The sequence below is a fragment of the Rhodococcus sp. As11 genome (assembly GCF_048957735.1).
Classification (GTDB): Bacteria; Actinomycetota; Actinomycetes; order Mycobacteriales; family Mycobacteriaceae; genus Rhodococcus; species Rhodococcus gordoniae.
In genome coordinates this window covers 41,415-60,890 of the sequence record NZ_JARDJE010000020.1, presented here as the reverse complement: position 1 = coordinate 60,890, position 19,476 = coordinate 41,415, and the positions used below count along the sequence as shown (strand labels likewise).

At 65.2% G+C, this 19,476-nt stretch carries 19 protein-coding genes and 2 pseudogenes; 8 read left to right on the top strand and 13 right to left on the bottom strand.

Features of this window, described 5'->3' with window-relative positions; translation table 11 throughout:
* Positions 1-706 (top strand): DUF305 domain-containing protein (locus tag PV766_RS20155; protein ID WP_421097734.1); only part of this gene is annotated, 706 nt, incomplete at its 5' end.
* Positions 707-765: 59 nt separating this feature from the next.
* A complete protein-coding gene (locus PV766_RS20150; RefSeq protein ID WP_006553277.1) occupies positions 766-1,038 on the top strand; it encodes a DUF4229 domain-containing protein in 273 nt (90 codons plus the stop codon).
* Between the two features lie 34 nt (positions 1,039-1,072).
* Here PV766_RS20150 and PV766_RS20145 read toward each other — a convergent pair whose 3' ends face one another.
* Together PV766_RS20145 and PV766_RS20140 are read right to left on the bottom strand one after the other, a co-directional pair.
* Entirely contained in the window at positions 1,073-2,308 is a 1,236-nt protein-coding gene (locus PV766_RS20145) for an Nramp family divalent metal transporter (RefSeq protein ID WP_006553276.1), read from the bottom strand.
* A 123-nt stretch (positions 2,309-2,431) separates the two neighbouring features.
* Positions 2,432-3,001 (bottom strand): copper resistance CopC family protein, encoded by a 570-nt coding sequence (locus PV766_RS20140; protein WP_006553275.1) that lies wholly within the window; start codon positions 2,999-3,001, stop codon positions 2,432-2,434.
* Between the two features lie 173 nt (positions 3,002-3,174).
* Here PV766_RS20140 and PV766_RS20135 point away from each other — a divergent pair, with 173 nt between their 5' ends.
* Positions 3,175-3,846, top strand: a complete 672-nt coding sequence (locus PV766_RS20135) for a DsbA family protein (protein WP_006553274.1) — start codon at positions 3,175-3,177, stop codon at positions 3,844-3,846.
* A complete protein-coding gene (locus PV766_RS20130; protein WP_006553273.1) occupies positions 3,843-4,472 on the top strand; it encodes a vitamin K epoxide reductase family protein in 630 nt (209 codons plus the stop codon). The genes PV766_RS20135 and PV766_RS20130 overlap by 4 nt, the downstream gene beginning before the upstream one ends.
* Before the next feature lie 106 nt (positions 4,473-4,578).
* On the opposite strand, the gene PV766_RS20125 is transcribed toward PV766_RS20130, so the two are convergent.
* The 7 genes from PV766_RS20125 to PV766_RS20095 all read right to left on the bottom strand — a co-directional run bounded on the left by PV766_RS20125 (position 4,579) and on the right by PV766_RS20095 (position 12,212).
* Positions 4,579-5,214 (bottom strand): hypothetical protein, encoded by a 636-nt coding sequence (locus PV766_RS20125; protein WP_006553272.1) that lies wholly within the window; start codon positions 5,212-5,214, stop codon positions 4,579-4,581.
* Between the two features lie 148 nt (positions 5,215-5,362).
* Entirely contained in the window at positions 5,363-5,881 is a 519-nt protein-coding gene (locus PV766_RS20120) for a hypothetical protein (RefSeq protein ID WP_039958327.1), read from the bottom strand.
* Positions 5,882-5,933: 52 nt separating this feature from the next.
* Positions 5,934-7,712, bottom strand: coding sequence for a cytochrome c oxidase subunit I (gene ctaD, locus PV766_RS20115; RefSeq protein ID WP_255024910.1), 1,779 nt, complete (start codon positions 7,710-7,712; stop codon positions 5,934-5,936).
* A 111-nt stretch (positions 7,713-7,823) separates the two neighbouring features.
* Positions 7,824-8,771 carry a M56 family metallopeptidase gene (locus PV766_RS20110; protein WP_006553269.1) on the bottom strand — a complete coding sequence of 316 codons (948 nt, stop codon included), beginning with the start codon at positions 8,769-8,771 and terminating at the stop codon, positions 7,824-7,826.
* Positions 8,768-9,130, bottom strand: a complete 363-nt coding sequence (locus tag PV766_RS20105) for a BlaI/MecI/CopY family transcriptional regulator (RefSeq protein WP_033098755.1) — start codon at positions 9,128-9,130, stop codon at positions 8,768-8,770. The genes PV766_RS20110 and PV766_RS20105 overlap by 4 nt, the downstream gene beginning before the upstream one ends.
* A 36-nt stretch (positions 9,131-9,166) precedes the next feature.
* Positions 9,167-9,829, bottom strand: a complete 663-nt coding sequence (locus PV766_RS20100; protein ID WP_006553267.1) for a M23 family metallopeptidase — start codon at positions 9,827-9,829, stop codon at positions 9,167-9,169.
* Positions 9,830-10,199: 370 nt separating this feature from the next.
* The gene (locus tag PV766_RS20095; protein ID WP_421097733.1) at positions 10,200-12,212 is read right to left on the bottom strand and encodes a cytochrome c oxidase assembly protein; all 2,013 of its coding nucleotides are present in this window, start codon (positions 12,210-12,212) and stop codon (positions 10,200-10,202) included.
* 206 nt (positions 12,213-12,418) lie between these two features.
* Between PV766_RS20095 and PV766_RS20090 the strand changes: the two genes are divergently transcribed.
* Entirely contained in the window at positions 12,419-13,342 is a 924-nt protein-coding gene (locus PV766_RS20090; RefSeq protein WP_039958313.1) for a cation diffusion facilitator family transporter, read from the top strand.
* Positions 13,343-13,348: 6 nt separating this feature from the next.
* Here the strand turns inward: PV766_RS20090 and PV766_RS20085 are convergent.
* Positions 13,349-13,663, bottom strand: a pseudogene (locus PV766_RS20085) (arsenic resistance protein); the annotation flags it as partial.
* A 95-nt stretch (positions 13,664-13,758) separates the two neighbouring features.
* Here PV766_RS20085 and PV766_RS20080 point away from each other — a divergent pair.
* Together PV766_RS20080 and PV766_RS20075 are read left to right on the top strand one after the other, a co-directional pair.
* A pseudogene (locus PV766_RS20080) lies at positions 13,759-14,214 on the top strand (HAD-IC family P-type ATPase); the annotation flags it as partial.
* Positions 14,215-14,396: 182 nt separating this feature from the next.
* Complete coding sequence (locus PV766_RS20075; protein ID WP_006553262.1) at positions 14,397-14,597, top strand: hypothetical protein; 201 nt, start codon at positions 14,397-14,399, stop codon at positions 14,595-14,597.
* 130 nt (positions 14,598-14,727) lie between these two features.
* Here the strand turns inward: PV766_RS20075 and PV766_RS20070 are convergent, their stop codons facing one another.
* Entirely contained in the window at positions 14,728-15,750 is a 1,023-nt protein-coding gene (locus tag PV766_RS20070) for a hypothetical protein (protein WP_006553261.1), read from the bottom strand.
* The gene (locus PV766_RS20065) at positions 15,747-16,925 is read right to left on the bottom strand and encodes a tyrosine-type recombinase/integrase (RefSeq protein ID WP_033098744.1); all 1,179 of its coding nucleotides are present in this window, start codon (positions 16,923-16,925) and stop codon (positions 15,747-15,749) included. The genes PV766_RS20070 and PV766_RS20065 overlap by 4 nt, the downstream gene beginning before the upstream one ends.
* Before the next feature lie 682 nt (positions 16,926-17,607).
* On the opposite strand from PV766_RS20065, the gene PV766_RS20060 reads away from it, so the two are divergent.
* Entirely contained in the window at positions 17,608-18,057 is a 450-nt protein-coding gene (locus PV766_RS20060) for a hypothetical protein (protein WP_421097732.1), read from the top strand.
* 672 nt (positions 18,058-18,729) lie between these two features.
* Here PV766_RS20060 and PV766_RS20055 read toward each other — a convergent pair.
* Positions 18,730-18,927, bottom strand: coding sequence for a hypothetical protein (locus PV766_RS20055; protein WP_421097731.1), 198 nt, complete (start codon positions 18,925-18,927; stop codon positions 18,730-18,732).
* Between the last annotated feature and the right edge of the window lie 549 nt (positions 18,928-19,476).

Below are 19,476 nucleotides of genomic sequence, written 5' to 3'. Positions count from 1 at the left end.
TGCCCCCGCCGCTCCCGCTGCCGGTGGATGGGCCAGGCTCGGCCGCACGCTCGCCGTGGGTGTGTTCGCGCTCGTCGTCGGTCTCTATCTGGGTATCGGTGCCTCGGGACTGAGAGGCGGTCATCCCGAGCCACCTGCACAGGACTCGGTCGAGGTTGGCTTCGCCCAGGACATGTCGGTGCACCACAGCCAGGCGGTAGAAATGTCGGCCATGGCGCTGACCAACGCGACCGACCCGGCGGTCCGCACCCTCGCCTACGACGTGCTCACCACCCAGCAGGGCCAATGGGGCACGATGCAGGGCTGGTTGGCCGTATGGGACCGACCGCTGCAGGCGGCCGGGGAACCGATGACCTGGATGCGCGCTACCGAGGACAGCGCCGGGACGGCGGCAGGTATGACCGAGCACGCGGCGATGCCGCCCGGATCGGCCATCCAAGGACCACGGATGCCCGGGATGGCCACCACCTCCGAACTCGACACGCTACGACGCACCACCGGCCCCGCATTCGACACCCTGTACCTGCAACTGCTGCTTCGGCACCATCAAGGCGGCCTGCCGATGGCACGCTACGCCGCGGCCAACGCCACCGAACAAGTGGTCACGACGCTGGCCCGACAGATCGCCGACACCCAGCAAGCCGAATCGACGACGATGCAGCAACTACTTACGGCCCACGGCGCCGCACCCTTACCGATGAACTGACCGGCGAAACTGCCAGGACCCGGACCGGCACCGTCCCGGGTCGGCGCTCAGGAGCGATCATGAAACAGTCGTCGACCATGCGGGTGTCCCGCCTGGTGTTCCTCTACACCGCAGTCCGTCTGGCGGTGGTCGCCGGCTGCGCCGGCGCCGCGGTGGCCGGCGTCCACCTTCTCGGACTCGAGGTGTCGCTGACGTGGACGCTCCTTGTCGGTGTACTCGCCGGGATAGCAGTGTCGCTGGTAGCCCTGCATCGGCTGCGCACCCGGATCAACGACGAGATCCGCATCATCGATAACCAGCGAAAATACCCACCGAAACGGCCCCGGCCCTGATCCTCATCAATCCGATGTTTCGGAACGGACGCAGTCAAGGCCGCGCCGTCAAATAGATCAACACCAAATTGAGCGCCGTGATCGTGGCAGCAATAACCCACGCCACCATGGTGGTGAGCCGATGGTTGACGTCGATGCCCATCAGCGCCCGATCGCTGGTCAGACGCACCAGAGGGATCAACGCAAAAGGAATACCGAACGACAGCACCACCTGCGAGAGCACCAGGGCCCGGGTCGGATCCGTCCCGAGCGCGACCACCACCAACGCCGGCACCAGGGTGATCAAGCGCCGCGCCAGCAGCGGTATCCGTCTGCGCAGCAGCCCGTCCATGATCAAGGACCCAGCGTAGGCACCCACCGAGGTCGACGCGAACCCGGAGGCCAACAGGCCCAGCGCGAACAGCAGCGCTACCGTCGAGCCGAGTTCTAGGCCCAGCGCCGTGTGCGCCTCCTCGATCGAATCGACCCCCTCCCGGCCCTGCAACGTTGTCGCGGCCGTGAGCAACATGGCCAGATTCACCGTGCCCGCCACCACCATGGCCAGTCCGACATCCCAGCGTGTGACCCGCAGCAGCACGGCCCGTCGCGGACCGGGCTCGGGATGACCGTGACGATCCCGGACCAGTCCCGAGTGCAGGTACACCGCATGCGGCATCACGGTCGCACCGAGCATGGCCGCCGCGAGCAGCACCGATTCGGCACCGTCGAAGCGCGGCACGAGTCCTGCGGCCACGGCGTGGGCGGGGGGCGGGGCAACGAAAAGGCTGGTGACGAACCCGATCGCGATGACCAGCAACAGACCGGTGATGACCCGTTCGAAACCGCGCTGACCACGCGTGTCCTGCACCAGCAGCAAGAGCAACGAGACCGCTCCGGTGATCAACGCTCCCGTCAGTAGCGGGAGATCGAACAGTAGGTTCAGGGCGATGGCGCCGCCGATGACCTCGGCCAGGTCGGTAGCCATGGCGACCAGTTCCGCCTGTCCCCAGTACGCCAAGCGCGCCGGTAGGGACATGCGCTCGCGGAGCACCTCGGGCAACGACCTGCCGGTGACCAGACCGAGTTTGGCGGACAGGTACTGCACCAGCGCGGCCATGACATTGGCCACCACGATGACCCACACCAGCAGATAACCGAACTGGGCCCCGGCACTGACGTTGGAGGCCACGTTGCCCGGATCGACGTAGGCGATAGAGGCGACGAATGCCGGTCCGAGAAGAGTCCCACGGCGCCACCGTTGCACTGGCCCGACATTGCGCGTCAGCGTCATCCGCCCTCCAAAAGGTTTCCCTGAATTAAAAGTCAGGGGAACCGAAATTTCAAGAAGTCGCGGTGTGCACAGAGTCCCGGCGAGGAGATGACTGCGGGCAGCACCTCCTCGCCGAGTCCGGTGTCAGCTCTTCCGGAAGGCGCGCATTGCCGCCCAGGTGCCCCCGGCGATGACCAGCACCCCCAGTACTGCGAACCCCAGCAGCAACGGAATCGACGAGCCTGAGGACTGTGAGTCCTCAGGGGCAACCTGCGCTTCGGTGGTCTCGGGCTCGGCTGCGCCCGACGAGGGGGACGCCTCCTGAGCCTCGGAGGTCGGTGTCTGCCCGGCCGCCGCGGTGACGGTGAAGGCGTAGGAACCGGTGATGGGATGGCCGTCGGCGGAGACGACCCGGTAGCCGACGGTATACTCCCCTGCGGTCAAGGGCTCCGGGATGGCCAGCCGCACCCGTTCTGCGTCGACAATCGCCTCGGAGCTTCCCCGTTGAGTGCCCGAACTGTCGGTAAGTGTCACGGTGGCGAAAGCGGTGTTGATGGGTTGGTTGAACTCGAGTTCGATTCCGTCCGGGGAACTTGCCACCGTGGCGTCGGCGGCGGGAGTCGAACCGATCAACATGCTGTGAGCTTGCGCGGGCGCGACGCCGAGGAGCAGCACCGCGGCGGCCGCGGCGAAGATCGTGATGAGTCTGGTCATGGGAACATACTTTCTCGGCTCCCTACCCCGGCGCAGCGTCCGGCGCGGTGGCCTGTCGAGAGAACGCAAAGGGTGCTGATCGGGGTCTACCCTAGCCCATCTACTATGTACCGTAGTTTTACGGTTGGTCGGTGACGCTACCGGCTCGCTCAGACACCGAGACGGACGAGAATATGAAACTGACGACCAATGTGAAAGTGTCCGCGGCTCTGGTCGCCCTGTTCGTGGTGTTGTTGTCGGTGTTGCTCTACACCAATAGGGCCGGGACGAACGCCGGGACGACTGGCCAAGAGGCGCCCGGCGCTGCCACGGCACCGGTGTGGACCCCAGATATCCGTACCTTGTCCACGGCCCCCGACGACAAGGTCCAACTCGTCGAATTCCTTGATTTCGAATGCGAGTCCTGCCGGGCCTTGTACCCGGTGATGGAACAAATCCGCAACGAGTACGTCGGGCGGATCGACTTTGGGATCCGCTACTTCCCCATTCCCAGCCACACCAACAGCCATCTGGCCGCACGGGTCGTCGAAGCCGCGGCCCGGCAAGGGCGTCTCGAGCCGATGTATCAGCTCATGTACGACACCCAGGCACAGTGGGGCGAGTCGAGCCAGTCCCAGGAAAAAGTATTCTGGGGTTTTGCCGAACAACTGGGCCTGGATATGGCCGCATTCGAGCGGGACGTCAACGATCCCACCGTCAGCGCGCGCGTGGACCGGGACTTCGACGACGGTCTTACCCTCGGTGTACAAGGCACACCCACCCTGTTCCTCAACGGCGTCGAGCTGCCCCCCATGCCCACCTACGAACAGCTACGGGCCCGGATCGACGCGGCGCTGGCCGAGTGAGCGCCCCGACGCGTCCGGCGGCGCCTGCCACCGACGAGGCGTCGGGTCGGACGCTCGGCAGCACGGGGGTGGGCTGGATCCTCGTTGTCTGCGGCGCAGCGGGGCTACTAGCCTCGCTGGTACTCACCGTCGAAAAGTTCGCCGTGCTGGCCGATCCGGCCTATCGGCCCTCGTGCAGCATCAACCCGGTCATCAGCTGCGGGTCGATCATGACCTCGTGGCAAGCGGAACTGTTCGGCTTCCCTAATCCGTTGCTGGGCGTCATCGGTTTCACGGTCGTACTGACCACCGCCGTAGCGGTCCTGGCCGGGGCCGGCGTGCCCCGCTGGTATTGGAACGGCCTGTTCGCCGGCCTGACCGCGGCGGTCGCCTTCGTGCACTGGCTGATTTTCCAGAGCCTCTACCGGATCGAAGCGCTGTGCCCGTACTGCATGGTGGTGTGGCTGGTCAGCGTGCTCGGCTGGTGGTATTGCCTGCTGCACCTCGAGGCGGTGCAAAAACATCGACCGTTGCGGTCATGGCAGCGGCTGCACCGGCTGCATGCAGTGGTCCCCACCGTCTGGACGCTGACTGTATCCGCCCTGGTAGCGCACGCCTTCTGGCCGTACTGGCAAACCCTGATCTGACAAAAGTTTCCGGGTAGCGGCAGCCTCCGCTCACTCACGGCGCATCGAGCGATATTCTCCCCATCGCGAGGTACCTTTTGCGAGGCGCGCGGGAATGCTCGGACGACTACGTGCCGTCCTCGCGTGGTGGAGGAAGCCGGTGCAGGTACTGCTCGGGCAGCTCGGATTCGGCAGCCCGACGGGCAGCCTCGGCCTCGACCATCTGCGACGACCGCGCCCAAACCACCTTGATCCAGTGGTACGCCAGGACGGTCATCGCTCCCCACCCCAAAAACAAGCCGATGCCCGGGCCGGCCCCACCGGCGACGGGATCGAGGGTCTGCCGCGACCACACGGCAAGCACACCGAACACGATCGCCAGCGTGCACCCGGCGCTGGCAAACCAGGCCAGCACCCATCGTCGGGTCACCAGCGCCAGCATCGAGAGCACGATCCCGAACACCGCTGCCAGCACCAAAAAGATCCGCGAAGGAAGGGTGATGGTTTCGGCCTGTGCCACCGTAGAGCCGGCCAGCACCTGCCAGCCGTTGGCGCCACCGTTGTGCGGAAGTGAGAACGAGACCGCCACCACCACCACCACTGCAGCGACCACCACCGCACGCATCCCGGGATCGATCTGTCCGGCGACCCTCTTTTCGGCGGCCGCCAGCTCCTGTCGACGGTGGACCGGATCGGGGTAGACAGTCGACTCGTCGCCGGGCTGTACCTCGTCCGGATCACTACGGTCACCCGACTCGCTCATAACTCGACCTCCGCCCTGGGAAAATGTTCCGGTGACCGCGACCGTCCAAAGCGGAGCAGACCGGTCGGCCCTCGGATGGATCCAGCCCGATCCGTCCGAGGACCGACCGGCGCAGGTACCCGCACCCCTCGGACCAGGCACCAGCCCTCTACCCGGGATCGACCAGCACCTGTGCCTGGGGCTCGTCCCGCCACAACTGCGCAATGATCGCGCAATACGACCCCGCGGTAGCGGACCAGGTCGCGGAGGCATCGACTACCCCCAGCCCCCGGCCGATAACTCCGGCCGCGAGCAGCACCGCCCGATTGGCCAGTGCCGCAGCCGGACTGCCACGCTCGACGACGGTGCCGGCCAGGTCCGCCGCCACGTCGAAGAGCTCTGTCGGCACGGCCGGTACCGACTCGGTTCCTAGGCCATGCTCGCGCAGGTGCGCACCGGCACGAAGATGCCGATCCACCTGCCCGAGAACATGTTCCAACGCACGCACATGTCGGCGCAACTTACCCGGCTTGCCGATGTGCGCGGCGGTGATCGGCGGCAGGCGACGTAACCGTTGAGGATCCGGAAGCCCTGCATGCTCGAGCGTCACGGCGGTCAGGTCTCGGATGAGCCAGTCGGCCAATGCCGCGGTGGCTCGGTCTGTTGCCGGCACGGTCACCACCGGCATGTTGGTCTTCAACGGTATTTTCCGATCTTTCGGCGCCGAGACGGCGAACGATTTATTCCTTCTTATCGGTGCGTGCCGAGGCCTCGCCGGTGCTCCGCGGTTCGGCAAGCTCACGCTTAGCGATTTCGGTGCTCCTGGGCGCACCACCGAAACCCACGTGTGCCTCGGCCCTCATGCGTTCGACCATGTGCGGGTAGTGCAGCTCGAACGCCGGCCGTTCGGAGCGGATCTGCGGCAGTTCGGTGAAGTTGTGTCGCGGCGGCGGGCAGGTAGTCGCCCATTCGAGCGAGTTGCCGTAGCCCCAGGGGTCGTCGACAGTGACGATCTGCCCGTAGCGGTAGCTCTTGAAGATGTTCCACACGAATGGCAACACCGAGGCACCGAGGACAAAAGATCCGATCGTCGAAATCGTGTTCAGGGTGGTGAATCCGTCCGAGGGCAGGTAGTCGGCGTACCGGCGGGGCATGCCTTCATTGCCCAGCCAGTGCTGGACGAGAAAGGTGGAATGGAAGCCCAGAAATGTCAACCAGAAATGCCACCTGCCTAGGCGCTCGTCGAGCATTCGACCGGTCATCTTCGGAAACCAGAAGTAGATACCCGCATAGGTCGCAAACACCACGGTGCCGAACACGACGTAGTGGAAGTGCGCCACCACGAAGTACGAATCGTGCAGCTGGAAGTCCATAGGAGGGGAGGCCAGGATCACGCCCGACAGGCCGCCGAAGAGGAAGGTGATCAAAAAACCCACGGAGAACAACATCGGTGATTCGAAAGTCAACTGCCCCTTCCACATGGTGCCGATCCAGTTGAAGAACTTCACTCCGGTCGGGATGGCGATCAGGAAGGTCATGAACGAGAAGAACGGCAGCAGCACCGCGCCGGTGGCATACATGTGGTGCGCCCACACCGCGATCGACAGGGCCGCGATGCCGAGGGTGGCGTAGATCAGGCCGGTGTAACCGAAGATCGGCTTCCGGGAGAACACCGGGAAAATCTCGGAGACGATGCCGAAGAACGGCAGCGCGATGATGTAGACCTCGGGATGACCGAAGAACCAGAACATATGCTGCCAGAGCATCACTCCGCCGGTGGCGGGATCGAAGAGGTGACCGCCGAGTACCCGGTCGTATAGCAGCCCCATCAACGCTGCGGTCAGCAGCGGAAAGGCGATGAGGATCAGGATGGAGGTGACGAGAATGTTCCAAGTGAAGATCGACATCCGGAACATCGTCATGCCGGGGGCTCGCATACACACGATGGTGGTGATGAAGTTGACTGCGCCCAGGATGGTGCCCAGTCCTGAGATGGCCAGGCCCACGATCCATAGATTTGCGCCCATGCCGGGGGAGTGCACTTCCGTGCTTAAAGGCACATACGCGGTCCAGCCGAAGTCGGCGGCGCCGCCGGGGGTGATGAAGCCGCCGACTGCAACGAGGGATCCGAACAGATACAGCCAGTAGCTGAAGGCGTTCAGCCGGGGGAATGCGACATCGGGCGCGCCGATCTGCAGTGGAAGGATGTAGTTGGCAAAGCCGAACACCACAGGAGTGGCGTACATCAGCAGCATGATCGTGCCATGCATGGTGAACAGCTGATTGTACTGCTCATTCGAGAGGAACTGCAGACCCGGCGCGGCCAGTTCGCTGCGCATGATCAGGGCCATCAGGCCTCCGATCGCGAAGAACGCGAACGCGGTCACCAGGTACATCTGACCCAGTACTTTCGGGTCGGTCGTGGTGATCATTTTGTGGATGAACGCACCCTTGGGGCCGCGCCGCGCCGGCATGGGGCGGGTAGCGGCAGGCCAGGGTGGCGGGGCGAGAGCGGTCATGTGCTGTCCGATCCGAAGTTTCGCGCGAGCGCACGGTGATGAGACGCCCTCGAGCGTACCTAATTACTATGCTGCATAGTAATTAGGGTCGGTTCGGTCGCCCGTGCCGGATCATGCCTGAGCGAGGGTCAGGCACACGGCCGCGGAGGTCGCCGCCAGCCCGACCAGCGCGGTAGCGACAGGCATCGCCATCGACAACGCCGCAGCTGTGGCGTACGACACCTTCGGGCACCGCGTCCGCCAGCTCACGCGCAGCTTGAGCAGTCGCAGCGAGATCTCGTTGCTCAACCCCAAGGTCCCGGCCGGCTGCGGCAATGTCGAAGCGGAGACCACGGTCAGCGCCGAGCACACCGTCGCCGTGCTGGTGGCGCGGGCAGCGTGCTGATCAGCGGTCAGTTCGACCAGGGTTTTGACCGCGGCCGGGGCGGCGGCGAACAACGGCACTGCCGGAAGCACCGCGGCCAAGATGTCACATGTGGTGACGATCAGGTGGTGACTGCCTCGCAGGTGTGCCCGCTCGTGGGCCAGGACAGCATCGCGTTCGGAACCGCTCAGACACTGCGAGAGCCCGTCGGTAGCCACCACGAATCCGGGTCGGCCGGCCACGCTGTAGGCCATTGGCATCGGGTGCGCCAGCCACATCACACCGTCGTCGCGGGAGTGGGCGACGATGGAGACCACATCACGGTGGTAGTCGAGTAGACGGGTTTGTTCTCTGGTGTACCGCCGACCCAGGATCACGGCTCGCACGGTTATGGTGAGCAGGGCCAGGGCTCCGGTAGCGGCCAGGGTTTCGGTGATCCACGGCTGCATCGCGTGGGAAACCGCGGACAGACACCGCACCACGGCCTCGACCGCGGTCTCGGCAGGCGCATGGTCGGGCCAGGCCAAGGTGACCACCGCGGAGGCGCCGAAGAACAAGGCCCCGGCTATGCTGCCCAGCCACGCCGCCAGCAGGACTCCGGGAGGCACGGAGGTGGCGGCGAGCGGACCGAGCATTCGCGGGGCCGCCATCGAGATCAGGGCGGCGCCGAGCAACAGGACCAGGGCCAATGTCATTGGTCGGCGGCCCGGCCCGTCCAGCCCCGGCGCAGGGCATCGTATTCGCGGTCGCTGACCGTCTTGGCGAAATGCAGCAGCACCGCGCTGGGGTCGGTGCTGCTGTCGAGCAGGGCGCGCAGTGCCTCGGAGGTGGCTTCCTCCCGGCTGCGTGAGGGCGAATAGTAGTAGGCGCGACTGCGTTTTTCTCGCTGCACCCAGCCCTTCTCATACAGATGGGTGACCACGGTCAAAATGGTGGTGTAGGCGAATTCCTTGCGATCGCGAAGCCGTTCGACCAGGCCATGGACCGACTGTGGCTCGTCGGTCGACCACAGTTCGTTCATCACCTCGGCTTCGAGACCCCCCAACCTGTGTATGGCTTCCCTCGCAGACATTCGCCGATTATCCCTTATCTATGTGCGTGCATCTGACGCGATCTGAACCCCTCGTGCGTTCAACCATGCCATGGGATCGGCCTTCTGGCCGTCCGGTCCCCACACTTCATAGTGCAGATGTGGCCCGGTCGATTGTCCCCGATTGCCCACGGTGGCGATCTGTTCCCCGGCTCGCACGCGCTGACCTGCAGAAACCAAGGCCTGATCGATGTGCCCGAACACCCCGATCGTGCCGTCGTCCTGCAGGATTCGTACCCACAGTCCGAAGCCGGAGGCGGGACCGGCCTCGAGTACCGTGCCATCGGTCACCGAGACGATCGGGGTGCCGATCGAGTTGGCGATGTCGAGCCCGTAGTGGCTCGTGCCCCAGCGGGGTCCGAAGTTCGACGTGAGCGTGCCACTGACAGGCATCAGCGTTTTTGGGCGGCGCGCCTCGGCCTCTTGCATGAGTCGGCGCTCCTCCCGGATCCGTGCCCGGTCGAGTTGATCCGCGAAGTCTGCCAGCATCGGCACCTGCACGGCCTGCAACACCTGGGGGGCCTGGGGTAGCACATCCGTAGGGGCTGAGGGTTGCGACGCGGCCTCGATCTCGTCGCTGACCGTGGGAGGGACCGAGGCGGCATGGGCGCTCGAGGTCGTTGCTGCCAGCAGCGCGCCTGCCGCTACCGACACGGCCAGCACGCGTCCGCTGGTTCCTGGGCTCGTTCGGCGATGCGCGCCTTTGCTTCGGATCGGCCTCGGGGCGAGGGCGTCCGCATGCTCGGCAAGGGCATCCCGATGCTCGATATCGAGACGTTCTGCCGGGTCCAGGACAGCCACTGTCGTCGGGAAAGCAGCGTCATCGCGACCTGCGTCGATGGGATCGGTCGGCTCGGGAACAGGCCACGCTGCAGTACTACAGTCAGAGCGGCGGGGAACGACGAGTTGGGGCTCTGGTTTACGGTGTCGGGCCAAGATCGCATCCTCAAGAAGGCACCCGCTCGCGTGATAACGAAACGGTGACGGACACCGACACGTTACTACTATTCTGCATAGTTTCAATACCGGATCGTTACCCGGTCTCCGATTCGCGCTTGGGGTCGTGGCCGGAGTCAGCGGCGTCGGCTGCTGCCGCGGTACGAGAGTGTGGGTGCAGTCCGTTCAGCATCGCGTTGTACGCGGCCAGTTCGCGATCTCCCTCGCGGTCGACCTGGTCGTTCCGCTTCCGGGCACGCTGGTTTTCGATCGAACTCCATCGCACGAGCGCGAGCACGGTGGCCAGTAGCAGCGGTAGCTCGCCGACGGCCCACGCCAGGTTTCCACCGAGTCGCTGATTGGCAGCCAAGTCGTCGAACCAACCCAGTTGCAGTGAGGTATAGAACTCGGCGGCGATCACAAAATCCGCCATGATCAGGGCGACCAGAAAGAACGCGTAGCCGGCCAGCGCGACCGCCACTGCTCCCACGCGCGTCAACGGTCCCTGCGGCACGGGGACAGGATCGATCCCGACGGTGACCCAGAAGAAGACCAACCCCACCGCCAGCAACCACATATCGAGCACCATGCGTCCCGGGTAGGAGCCGCCGTCGTACAGTCCTCCGAGATACAACAGGTAGAAGGTGCCCACGAGCACCACCGCGGCCACCAGGGGATGGGTCACCCATCGCAGTGCGGTGCTGGCGAAAATCGCCCGCATCCAGTCGCGGGCTCCTGGAACTGCATCGCTGGGGCCGGAGCGAACCGCGCGGGCCGCCAAGGTGAGCGGAGCGCCCAGAACCAAGCACATGGGCACCACGATCGCCAGCGCTGCGGATGCGGGCAGGTGCACGCTGAACGCCGCCGGGGCGTAGCGCCCGACCCCGGAGGATGTCACCAGAAGCAACACTAGACAGCCGAGAAGCCAGGACACGGTGCGCCGGACCGGCCACGGCTGCCTCACTGCACGTAGCCTCCGCACTCCCAGCAGGTAGAGCGCTGCCAGCACGACCGCTGCGGTTCCCAGTAACAGATCGAACCGCCACTCCGTCAGCAACCTGCCCAGCGTCGGGGCACCATCGAACCCGTACCCCAAGACTTCGTCGACCAGGCTGGGTTCGCGACGTTCGCCCAATGGCGGCGGAGTACGGCCCAACGCCACCCCGAGTCCAATCGTGGCCGTCAGGACCGCAGATTCGATTACCGCCAAGCGTATGAACGTCCCCCGATTCGACGCGTCGGCGGCCAGAGCCGTGATCGCCACCGTCCGTTGGCGCCAGCCCAGCCACCCCACTACACCGAGTGCGACGACCTTGGCCAGGACCACAAGTCCGTAGGGGCCGGACAGAAACTCCCGAAGCGGAACCCGCACCAGAGCATTAATTATTCCCGACGCAGCCATCACCACGAATGCCACCGTCGCCAGCGCGGAGAACCGGCGTGTGGCGACATCGAGATGTCCGCCACCACGCACGGCGTGCAACACCAACGCTGCCAATCCCCCGGCCCACAGTCCGGCCGCCACCAGATGAAGTATCAGGCTGTTGGTGGCAAGATCATGCGATCCGCCCCCGGCGGAATGTCCCGTCAACGCGCGTGGCATCAGGCTCCCTACCGCCAGGACCAGCAACAACGGTGTCCACCGGTGCTGCAGAATGAGGCGGCATCCCAGCCCCACCGCGGCAGCCATACACGCGGTCCACAGCCAGGCGGTGGATGCCTCGATTTGCCCCACCGACTGCACGAACGGAACCGGATCGGCGAACACGGTGCTCAGTGGTTGGCCGGAGGTGTCCGACAACGACAGAGGAATCAGCACCAGCGCCGATCCTGCCCATAGCGCTGTAGCCGCGCCCGCAGTCCGCACCGCGCGGTAACCGTCGACATCGAGCAGCCCGGAACGCTGTGGTGGTACCAGCACCGCCGCCACCAGCAACGACCCGATCATCACCACCGCCGCCACTTCCCCTATCGCGGTGGCGGCCGGGAGTCCGTATCTCGTGAGCACTCCTGGATCCGGCAGCCCGAGCAACCGCAGAACCTCGCTGCTCGACACGGCCGCCAGGGCGGCCGCCACCAGGGCCGCGCCTGCCGTCCAAGAGACCATCATGCCGACTACAGCTCTACTGGTACCTGCCACGGAAAACCTCACCTCGTCCGTTGTTCGCCCGTTCCCGCCGGCCGAACCTGCAGGCCGCGCCTCGCCGCCGAAATACTATGAAGGATAGTTGATCGTGCCGATCCAATTTTCGCGACCATCCTATATATTCATGCGCATATGACTATATGATGTCGGTGTCTTGAGAAAGGAAAACGATGAGCCACGGACACGGACACGGCCTCTCGCCCGCCCAAGCCACCAGCGCCTCCGGCCGACACGTCCGACGGTTGTGGATCGCCGTGGCCCTGGGCCTGGTGACCTTTGTGCTCCAGGTCGTCGTCGGACTCTCCACCTCGTCGCTGGCCTTGCTCTCCGACTCCGCGCACGTGTTCACCGACGTGTTCGGCGTGTTGATGGCCGTCACCGCTATCACCGTCGCCCAGCGTGCCCGCACCCGACCGGACCGGACCTTCGGCCTGTACCGCACCGAAGTGTTCGCCGCCCTGCTCAACGCACTCCTGCTGTTCGGCGTCGCCCTCTGGATTCTCTACGAAGCCCTCCAACGACTGTCCGCCCCACCCGAAGTCCCCGGCCTGCCCGTCACCATCGTTGCCGTGGTCGGCCTCACCATGAACGTCATTTCGTTTCTCCTGTTGCGCGCCGGCGCCAAGGAGAGCATCAACGTCCGCGGGGCCTACCTCGAAGTCCTGGCCGACATGCTCGGTTCGGTCGGCGTGCTTATCAGCGGTGTGGTGACCATCGTGTTCGGCTGGCGGTACGCCGACCCGCTCATCGGTGTCGCCATCGGACTCTTCGTCCTGCCCCGGGCCTACAATCTCGGCCGACACGCGATCGGCATACTGCTCCAACAAGCCCCGAAGAGTATCGACATCACCGAGGTCAACGCCGCCCTTAATGCCCTTCCTGGAGTCCATGAATCCCACGACCTGCACGTCTGGACTCTTACCTCGGGCATGGAAGTGGCCTCTGCACATCTGGTCACCGAATCCGACGCGGACTCCACAGCCGTGCTCACAGCGGCACAAACCTTGTTGGCGGAACGCTTCGGCCTCGAACACGCCACCCTGCAGGTCGAACCCCACGACGGCGAGGGACGCTGTCGCGAACTCTCGTGGTGACCTCCACAGACCCACCAGGAGTCCCTGGGACGAACACGGCGCACGCTGCAGCTCCTTCGATCCTACGGTCACTGTCGCCGAGGCTGCGATGGCCAGTTCGAAGTTGTTGCCCGCGGCGGTGAACGCCAGGGTGGTGGTGCGCTCGTAGCCCAGACCGATCGCGGCGCCGAACAGGAACCCGCCGCCCCACATGAGGACAAAATAGGTGAGCAGAGGCAGAGCGATGCGCACGACGTCCCATGGCTGCGACGTGATCTGTTCGCCCTGGAGCGCGAATAGGAGCACGATCGTGAACAGCAACCCGTACAGCGTCCACGGCCCAGCCGGTCGACAGAGGCAGCACTCGCCAGTTCGACACGCTCTTCGGCAGCTAGACCTATTCCGAGGTCGCCGATCTGATCGCTGAGCCGCTGCGCCTGCAGGCCGGGCTGCTGCCCGACGGCAAGGTCGCCGCCGTACGCGCGCTGCAGGCCGACGGAGCGAAAGTGGTCGTCGTCGGAGACGGCATCAACGACGCTCCCGCGCTGGCCGCTGCGCATGTCGGTATCGCCATGGGTGGCGCGGGATCGGATCTGACCTTGCAGACCGCCGACGCGGTCGTCGTCCGTGACGACCTCACCGCCATCCCTGCGGTGATCCACCTGGCCCGGAGGGCTCGACGCCTGGTCATCGCCAACCTCGTCATCGCCGCCTCGGTCATCGTGGTCCTGGTGACCTGGGACCTTGTCGGCACGCTGCCGCTGCCGCTGGGAGTGGCGGGTCATGAAGGCTCCACCATCCTCGTCGGTCTCAACGGACTGCGATTGCTGCGAGAGACCGAATGGCGCCGTGCTGTCCGCACAGACCGACACAGTTCCGCTGCGCACGTGTGACCTCGCCACCGTTAGTCATCTGGCCGAATCCACCTTCGACGCTCACCTGTCTCATCTGCTTCAGGTGGTCACCGATTTCGAAGAGCATGGCATCGGTTTTCCCTCGGTGACCGCATCGATACTGTGGTAACGAAGTGCTCCATCTCCGATGTCACAGAATGTACGTCTATGGAAGGCACCTGATGCTGCGCAAGTTCGTCGTCGTGACCGCTGTGACCGCCGCGCTCGGAGCGGGTTCGATGGGTACCGCTGCTGCGGACACCGCCCCACCCGTGCCTGCCCTCAACTTGTGCAAGTGGGAGCGCTTTACGCCGGAGTGCATTGCACTGTGGTTGGCGGGCGTGGCGACCGGCTCGGCGGGATCCGGTTCTGCCTTGTCCTGATCGACGGCGCTCGTTAACTGTGGCTCTGGCGCACTCCTGTGGGATGCGTCGGAGAGAATCAAGACCGACGACAACTGCATGAATGCACGGCATGCGTGCACGTCCAGCGGGCGACTCCATCAGACTCCCTTCACAGTCCCTCAAGCACCCCCATCAGGTCCTCGAGGAGCGCATCGGTGCGGGCTTCGATCTCGTCGAAGACGTCGGTGAGGTCTTCGAGGGTCTGGTGATCGCGGCGGCGGGCGGTGGTACCGCGGTCGTAGTAGCCGGCGTCGAGGTCGATCTCAGGCTCGACCCAAGCGTCGACATCGTCTTGCGGGGGAACGGGCAACACCTTCCGTACCGGGGCCCGGCCGGACAGGTGCGCCCGGGTCAGCGCCGACACCGATTGCGGGGTCATCGGCTGCGCGTGTGGGAGGTGTCCCCAGCGGTCGATCGGACACAACAGCGGTTGCCGAGCCTGTTCCGCATCGAGCGGATCGGTGATGATCTCGCTCGGGTCGGTGAGGTGATGGCGCAGCAGATGGGTGCCGGGATACTGGTCGAGGAACGCCTGGATCTGCGCCCACCGCTGGTAGATCGCGACCGCGGGGTTGTCCCCGGTCTCGGAATCCGGTGGGAGACGGAATCTTTCGCCGGTCCGGGTGGTAACCACGAGGGTGTTGCCGTCGAGGCGGAGGTCGCGGCGGCGCAGCCGGGTGAGGTCGGTGAAGGTCATGCCGGTGGCGGCGAGGACCAGCAGGAGCGCGTCGCGGCGGCCGAACAGTCCGCTCGGCCATCCCTCGACAGGTAGTTCGGCCGCCCGCTGCACCAGAAGGCGCCCGAGCCGGTCGAGACGCGAAGCACGAGTGGTGTCGAGGTGCCGGCGCACCATCTCGGTCCGCCCCGGGGCGGGATAGCCGTGCCCGGTGTGGACGGCGTTGATCGCCGACAAGCGGCGCCGCTGCGTCGCGACCACGGCCGGGTGCTCGTGCAGGAACAACGCCAGGGATTCGGGTGCGGCGGGGATGGGATGGTGGTCGGCGGCGGTGCACCAGTCGGTGAACAGGGCCCAGTCATGGCGGTAGCGGGCGGGGATCCGCAGGTCGAGGTCGGCATCGTGAACATCGGTGCTGCGGAAGAACTCTCGTCCGGCGCTGGCGCTCACGGTCACAGGCCGAGATTGGTGACGGCGTTGCCGATGAGTGGTGCGTGTTCGCGGGCGTAGGTCTCGAGCATGGCGGGGGTGGTGTGACCGGTCTGGCGCATGATCGCGTGCGCGGAGGCGCCGTTGCGGAAGGCCTGGGTGACGAATCCGGCCCGCAACGAATGACCACCGAGCTGTTTGACGATGTCGGGGTCGTAGCCGGCCTGTTCGGCGCGGCGCCGGATCGCTTTGTGTACCGCCGCCCCCGACAGGACAGTGTCGGAGAGGTTGCCGTGCTTGCGGATCGCCCGCAACCACGGCGAGGACGGCGCCATGCGTGGTCGCGATCCCCGGCAGACGTGCGCCTCGAAGGGTTCGGCGGTGCGGAGCAGCCGGATGACGGCGGGGCGGCCCCCGGTGTCGAAGGCGGCGACGACCTGCGCCCACCGCATCCACGCACACGGCGGGCAACTGACGTGGCTGTGCGTGAACGGCAGGGCCCGGATACTCCCCCGCCCTTCCTGATCGGTCTTCGATTTCCGGAGTTTGATGTGCAGCCCGTCGAGCCGGTGCAGCGACACGTCGCTACAGGTGAGCGCGACGAGTTCGCTGCGGCGAAACGCCCCGGCGAAGCCCACCAAGAAGATGGCGGAGTCGCGGCGTTCGAGGACCTCCGCGGCCCAACTGCCGGTATCGGCGCGCATCTTCTCGACGATGGTGACGATGTCGGCGGTGAGCAACGGCGCCCGCGGGGTGCGGGGCCGCTCCCCCGCCGCCGCATAGTCCCGGCGGATCCCGGACAGGGTCGCGGTGACCAGCTCGTCCGCTCCGGGGGCGGGGTGGCCGGCGCGGCGGTGGTGGAAGCCGATCCCGGCGACCCAGCGGGCCAACGTCGAGGGTGAGTAGGCCCGCTCCCCCACCTCCGACACCGTCGATGCCGCGTCGTGGAGGTAGGCGGCGACGGTGAGCGGATGCGCCGGCAGCGGGGCGTGTCCTTCGCGCTGGCACCAGGCGGTGAAGCGTTGCCAGTCGGCGGCGTAGTTGCGGCGGGTCGACTCCGACCGCGACCGCCCCGCTGTCCCGGCCACCTGCACGAGGGTCTCGGTCGGCAACACCGGCACCGACGGCGCAGCTGGGGCCGACTCGGTCGGCACAGGCACGGAAACGTCGTCCGGACGGTGGCTGATCAGGTCATCGGGCACGAAACAGGAGCCTACCGTCCCGCACCGACGCTCTCGAGCAGGAAAAGGCGCTCAACAGGTGTTTCGGGGGCGATGGTGCGCTAATGGCAATTAGCAACACCGACACCACACAAACCATGAGTGACATTGGACAGGACCGTGAATCGCGCCCGATTTGTACTTTTTGTAGGTTCCACGATTCGGTGTCGGTTTCCAGATTTCGTGGCGGTAGTATGTCGGTTTCCGCGTTTCGTGTCGGTCTGCACCGTGCTGGTCGGACACTGGGAAAGTGTCCCTGACCAGCGAAGTTGAGGTCAGGTACGTGCAGGACTCGGATGTTCTTGCCGCGACGACCCTCACTGCGGCGGACCCGTGGCGGATGATCCGGGGTCTGCCAGTACGGAAAGTCCGCAGCCACCCATCATCGGCACTATTCCGGGATGTTCTGCTCGGGCCACCAACCGTGGTCACGCCGGGCCTGAAGCGAACTTCGAACACCACCGATCAGCGCAACCGGACGATGCGACCCCAGTTGCTTCACGCCGCATCACCTCGGCCATCAGCCGACCTTTCCTATGATGCGCGAGGGGCACGGACCACCGGGACGTACGATCGGTCCTCTGCCGATCGACTGCTCCGGTCGCAGAAGGAGAGAGACACGATGTTGTACACCGGCAGAGCCAGCGTCGACCGAATATTCTGCGTGAAAGACGCGGACGATCGGGCCTGGGAAGAACTTCCTCCGTTGCCCGAGCCAGGCTTCGGTCTGCTCGCTGCCGACACAGGGATGGTCTACGTGTACACGGGGATGTCCATGGGACCACTCGACCTGCAGGTCGAGGTCCTAGGTGATGCTCCCGATCTCGTCGACAACGGATGGGAAGACATCGAGGAAGCCTCGCTGCAGACCTACTCGGATATCGCCACGGTCCTCACCGGCGCGGAGGAACCCGTCGAGGGATTCCCGGACACGGTGCTCTCGGCCGGCACCGGAACCTATCGGGTCCGCGCCTATGCCGCAGGACGCGACCTGGCGTGGGATCTCGTCGTCGACGAGGTGGTCGAGCGATACAAGCTGCAAATCTGGCCGGCACCGTACGCGCCGCCGCGTATCGTCCAGCATCACAGCGCCCACGCAGTGATGGGCTACTAGAAACTGCTGTCGGCAGGCAGGATCGAGTTGATTACGTTGTCGAGCGGACGACCCTGCGAACACGTGAGGTCATTCTGGAACGGTCAGTAAGACGGGACCGGAATCCTCAAGAACTCCAGTGCTGTCCCGGCGCTCAGCTGCCCCTGATCTGGGGAAACGCTGAGATGAGGGTGTCCTACTGACACGAAATCTGGAAAGTGGCAGGTCCTCCGAGAACCTACAGTGGCTTTTGTAGGCTCTCGTGTGAAGTGACACGCGAGTGGTCCAATTGCCAGCCCTTCTGTCCAATCGTGCCTAGGGTCTGCTCAATACCACTGTTCTACTGGGAAACCGCTCGCTCGCAGTGCCGTCGGGCACTTGCCCTCCGCACGCAGCTCGAGGGTCGGATCGATGGGGGACGAACAAGGCATGACAAGTACGGCAAGCGGGGCGTCCGATCGGCAGGCCGAGTGCAGGCGCATCGTCTGGATCAACGGCGCTTTCGGAGCCGGCAAGACAACAGCTGCACGCGTACTCGCCCACGCTATTCCAGGGGCAGTCATTGTCGACCCTGAAGCGGTCGGCGCACTACTACGTCCTGTGCTCCAACCAGTTGCAGCCGTGCGCGACTTCCAGATGTGGAGCGCGTGGCGCACACTCGTTGCCGCAACGCTCAACGCAGTCGTGCACGAACTACCGGATGACGGCCCGCAGTTGGTCATCGTTCCCCAGACCATCACCGACGAGTCCTACTGGACACAGATCAGAGCCGCACTCGATCCACGAGTCGATGTGACCGGCGTCGCCCTGTACGTAGACTCCGTCGAGCATCGACGTCGCGTCACCGAGGACGCAGAAGAGCAGGATGCACTGCGCTGGCGGCTTGGTCATTTCGATCACTTCAACACTGCCGAGTGGATACGCACGGCATTCACAAGCATTGACACATCGACTCTGACGCCCGAAGGTGTCGCAGCCGCGGTTGTACACGTTCTTCGGCCAAGTCCCCACAGAAGGCCATCGAGGCACTCGGTACACACAGCTAGATTCAGCTGAGATCAGCGAACAGCACCGAACGGCGCGAGCCCGGCTGCGAGAGTCCGACGTCAGCCGCACCCGCATATGTGAACGGATGTTCGTGTCGGCCGGCGGTTTGGGTGCCAACGGCGGACCGCAGACGGCAATCGCTGCATTTCGCGTCGGCTGGCTCGCCGACAGTGCCTCCCTCGAACACTTCCCGGGTATCGAACTCGCCAGTTTCTCGATTTCATGTCAGTCGGCTCCGTCCGCGATGGCCAGCAAGGGTTCGCGGACGGTCGAATAACCTGCCATACCGATTTCCGAGCAGGGCTTATGGGGCCGGGTGGGGTGGGTCTGGTCCGGTCGCCGGAAGGACCGTGGATCCAGGAAGTCGGTGTTCTCGTCGAGCTTCGTCCAGGG